The organism is Actinoallomurus vinaceus (assembly GCF_039542055.1).
GTDB lineage: Bacteria > Actinomycetota > Actinomycetes > Streptosporangiales > Streptosporangiaceae > Actinoallomurus > Actinoallomurus vinaceus.
The window spans coordinates 498,286-502,818 of sequence record NZ_BAABHK010000002.1; the positions used below are offsets into that span (position 1 = coordinate 498,286).

Below are 4,533 nucleotides of genomic sequence, written 5' to 3' on the forward strand. Positions count from 1 at the left end.
GGACGTCGGACCGGAGGCCGGTGCCAGGTCCTCTGCCGCATCTATGTCCGCTTCAGGCAACTTGACCGGTCGACGGACGCCGAGCGACTCCGTGGGTTCGCCGGATCCCGACTGGGAGGGCACGATATTTTCTCCTTACATATTTGTAAATTAGAGTCACGGATGGGGCCGGTTGTTCGCCGTTTCCCGAGGCGGCCTCCATCACATGGCTCCGCCCAGTGGCTCGGCGCAGCGGACGGGCCAGCCGCCCGGAGACGCTCCCTCGGCCGCGGCCGGGTGCCGGCGCAGCGCTTCACCGAGCTTCTCCAGAACGGCCTGATCGGCGGCGCCGAGCACGCCGGGCCGGTCGTCTGTCTTCGATCCCCCGCCGAGGACCTCGCTCAGGAGGACGATCGGGGCCTGGCCGTCGGACCGTACGCCGAGCACGCGGAAGGCGGTTCCCGGGGAGAACACGACCTCCTCGGAGCCGGCACCTGATCCGGAGCCGAGCAGCGGGCGCACCCGCCGACCGGTCGAGGACCAGATGACGTATCCGCCCACCGCGGCCGACAGACCCGCGGCGCCGCCGATCGGCAGCGCGCTGACCGGCCCGGGTCCGCGCAGGACCGTTCCCGGCACGAACCGCTCCAGACCGGCGCCGGCGGACAGTCCGCCGCGAACCGCCGCCCCCCGGTACGACGGCAGACGGCTCAGACCGGAGGTGAGGCAGGCGCGGTACGAGTCGGGGAATCCGGGTCCGCCCGGTGATCCCGACTCACGGCCGTACGGCTCGCCGAGCCCGCCCGACAGGTGGACGTGCACCGCGACGAGATCGATCCGTGCCGCGTCCACCTGCCCGCCGCGCAGCGCCGGCATCCGCGTCAACGCCCGGTTCACCGCAGCGCTGTGCCGCTCCCAAATCGGTTGTATGAGGGACCGGAACTCCGCTCGTTCCGCCTCGGTGCTGCGGCGGAGGGGTCTCGCGACAGGTCCGGGCCGCGCTCCCCCCGCGACGGAGGCCGGACCAGGCTGTGGCTCGGCGGGCGGAGCCGGCGGCACGGCCCGGTCGGCCGGGGACGGCTCGGCGGTACGGGAGGGCGTCACGGGATCGGAGGCGGCCGGGCCGGCGACCGTCGTCGTCGACGGCCGCTCGGCGGCGATGGGCTCGGCGGACGGCGCCGACGGCCGAGGGTTCGGCGACGGTACGGGGGCCTGAGACTCCGTCGGCCGTACGGGAGCCTGGGATTCGGCCGTCGGTACGGGAGCCTGAGACTCCGCCGGCCGTACGGGTGTCTCAGGCTCCACCGGCCGTGCGGGGGCGGCCGGTGCCGAGGGCTCGGCCGGTTCTCTCGGCGTAACGGGGGTCAGCGGGATCCCCGCCAGGTTCGGCGGGAGCGATTTCGCGTCACTCCCCTGCCGCGGCCCGGTCGGCGCCGACGAATCGGTACGCGTCGGGTCCGTGACCGCGGAGGACGGAGGGACCGGCGGTTCCGGCGCGTGGGACGGATCGCCGTTCGGAGGCGGTGCGGAGCCCTCCGTCGGGTCCCCGGAAGGATTCGCTCGCCCGGGGGCCACGGACTCTTCGGGTACAGGCGCGGGCGAACTCGCCTGCGCGGACGGTGGGAAGGCCACGCGATCGGGAAGGGACGGCCGCGTGGGCGAAGGGAAGCCGTCGGCAGCCGGTCCTGCGGCGTTGGCTCGTGCGGGCGCCGAGTGTTCGGCCGCGAAGGCGGAAGCCTCCGCTCTCGCCGCCGGTGGAGAGGCGGACGGCTCCGCCTGAGCCCGGGTCGTGTGCGGCGTCGCGACGGTCCGTACGGTGGGCGACGCGGGAGCGGGCGCCGCCTCGACCGGTGTCGGCTCCACGAGCGACACGTTGTGCTCGATGGCCAGCCGGAGCAGGCGGAACCCATCGTCGTCCGACCCCTCCGGCTGCGCGACCCGGTGCAGGGCGACGAACTCACGGACATCGGCGTCCAGGTCAGCGAGCACGCGGGACAGACCGGCGAAGAGCGCGTCGTCGGCCGGCGCGCCGCGGAGGTTCACCTCGATGGCCAACTGTTCCGGTGCCACGGGCCGTCCGGCGAGGGTGGGCGGCTCGCCGTGGGGCCCCACGATCAGCCCGGACCTCGTCACGGCGACCTGCCAGCGATCCGAGAGGCGGATGACGCCATCGTCCGTCTGGACGCCTCCGGACAGGGGTGAGCGCCAGCGGAGCAGCCGGGGCGCGGCGGGACCGTCCGTGCCGTCGGCGCCGTACGGCCGGCAGGCGACGGTCTCGACGAACGGCGCCCAGGTCGGTTCGGCGTCGGCACCGATCAGGACCGGCCGGACGACGGGCTCGGTCTCGGAGCCGACGACCAGCGGGAGGCCGGTCCACATCTCCAGCTCGGCGCCCAGGATCTCGGCGGTGTCCTGCGCGACGGACAGCAGGTCGATGGGGCCGCACGGGGCGAGACGGACCGATGCACGGGTCGCCGTGGGCAGGGCCGTCAGCAGGGAGGCGAGTTCGTCGGCCCGGAGCTCCGCGTCGCCGCTGAGCCGGGGGGCGCCGACGAGAACGGTGAGGCGCTCACCGTCCACCGGGACCGAGTAGCAGAGGTTCGCCGCCCAGGCTCTCGGCTCGCGCGCCGACCGCACGAGGACGCCGGCGGGAACCTGCTCCACGATGTATCCACCGGCGGTACGGCCGGGCAGCCGCGCCAGCGCGGACTGCCAGGCCGGCACCGGGCTGCGCGGCCCGAGGAGCCTCGGCTCCGCGCCCGGCGTGAACGCCCGCCAGCCGTGGCCGGGCACGTCGGCACCGAGGGCGAACAGGGATCCGCCCGGCAGGATCAGGACGCCCGCGTCCGGAGCGATCACCTCGATCCCCCAGCCGTCGGCGATCCGCTGCGCGAGGGCGGGGCGGCCGGCGCGTCGAGCACCCGCGCCCGACAGCACGAGCCGAACCGCGGTGACCCCCTTGGCGCGCAGGGAGTCGAGCACGGTGCCGAGCCGGGCCCAGAGCTCACCGCCCGCGTCGTCCGCACCGACGACGAGGGTGAAGTACTCGTCCACGCCGGCGAGGGCGCGGGCGAGTTCGGCGACGTCCTCGCGGCGCGGCGTCGCGTCCGGAGAGGGGCGCAGCAGGATCAGACCGTCGTACTCGTCGACCACGACCGCTGCCCGGCTCTTCGCGCGGGCGGCGCCGCGGTCTCCCGGCCCGGTCGAGGCGGAGGCGTCCTGCCCGCCCTGTCCTGGCCGGCGGCCGGGCGCTCTTCTCCAGCGGGTCACGATTCACCTCCGGCGACGGCTGCGGTCGCGGCGAAGGGCCGCCCGGTCGGCGGATCCGTCACCGCGCGCCTCCTTGGCGTTACGCACAGCGAACTAAGGTCACCTTTCGGTCCGTAAGGAGGCGATTCGGCGAAAGGTGGCCCCGCATACGCATACGGACCCGATGGCGCTTTCGTTCACCGCAGGCGACCGTATTTTTCCGGTCACGCCCGTTTGCGACTGTTTTCGACGGTCTCGGCCCAGCGGCGGGGGTGGGATCAGGCATCCTCACCGGCAGAGCCGCCGACGGTGGCCGGACGCGCCGGCGGCTCGACGACGTCGTCCTGATCACCGGCCTCGTCGGCGTCCGCGCCGGTCTGTTCCAGCGCCGCCAGGAGCATGCCGGTGTCCACGGTCATGCTCACCGGGGCCGAGGGGTTGAGATAGAGGACGTGGCCGGCAGGCAGCCGGTCGGCCAGTTCCCCTACGCCCATCACCTCGAACGCCAACCGGCCCGCCGCCTGCAGATACGCCGGAGAGGTGAAGACCGGGACGACTCGCGTCCTGCCGTCCGGCGCGGTGGCGGGCAGCGGATCGCCCTCGGGAGTGACGAACACCGCAGCCTCCGGCAGAGCGGCCAGCGCCTCGACGACGGCCTCGCCGGGACCGTAGCCCGTCGCGGCGAGCTGGACGGCCTCGTCGACGTCATCGATCGGCTCGGGCCAGCCCAGCGCCGACGGCGACGGCCGGTAGTCCTCGTTGTCGCGCCACTCGACGATCTCGCCCTCGGGACTCGAGCGCCACTGTCCGATCACCGCCCACGAGGGAGGTTCGGCATCCTCGTTCCACGCCGGGTCGACCATGCCGAGCCAGTGGTCGGGGGCGAGCCGTGCCGCCTCCCGGATGGAGTCCGGAACCGGAGGCATCCTCTCGCTGGCGCCCTGGATCGTCTCGGCGCCGGCGATCGCCGCGGCCGGTTCCTCGCGCACGTCGCCTTGTTCGGTCGTCACTCTTCCTCGCTCCATGTCCGGTGAGGTCGGCGCTATCCGACCTTGGTCAGCACAACGGTCCAGTCCCGCCCGCCGGGGTCGTCCACACGGTCGAGCCGCCACGTCTGGTCGCCTACGGGGAACGTGTCGCCGGGACGGAGGGTGTAGCGGTTCTCCTCTTCGGCGGCGACTCCCAGGCGCACGGTGAGCGGGTGGCCCTCACGCGCGTCGACGTAGATCACGCCGAAGCTACCGATGGCGGTGTTCCGCTGTCGACCCCGCTGCAGACGGATCTCTTCGATCGCCATGATCATCC

The 4,533-nt window shown here is 73.7% G+C and carries 3 protein-coding genes; all 3 read right to left on the minus strand.

All coding sequences use genetic code 11. The features are described 5' to 3' along the window. Nucleotides 1-201: 201 nt before the first annotated feature. The 3 genes from ABEA24_RS08365 to ABEA24_RS08375 all read right to left on the minus strand — a co-directional run bounded on the left by ABEA24_RS08365 (nucleotide 202) and on the right by ABEA24_RS08375 (nucleotide 4,525). Nucleotides 202-3,249 (minus strand): serine/threonine-protein kinase, encoded by a 3,048-nt coding sequence (locus ABEA24_RS08365; protein WP_345430094.1) that lies wholly within the window; start codon nucleotides 3,247-3,249, stop codon nucleotides 202-204. A 257-nt stretch (nucleotides 3,250-3,506) separates the two neighbouring features. Then, nucleotides 3,507-4,238: a type VII secretion system-associated protein gene (locus ABEA24_RS08370; RefSeq protein ID WP_345430095.1), complete on the minus strand. Its 732-nt coding sequence runs from the start codon at nucleotides 4,236-4,238 to the stop codon at nucleotides 3,507-3,509. A gap of 32 nt (nucleotides 4,239-4,270) precedes the next feature. Next, the gene (locus ABEA24_RS08375) at nucleotides 4,271-4,525 is read right to left on the minus strand and encodes a DUF6406 domain-containing protein (RefSeq protein ID WP_345430096.1); all 255 of its coding nucleotides are present in this window, start codon (nucleotides 4,523-4,525) and stop codon (nucleotides 4,271-4,273) included. Nucleotides 4,526-4,533 lie beyond the last annotated feature (8 nt).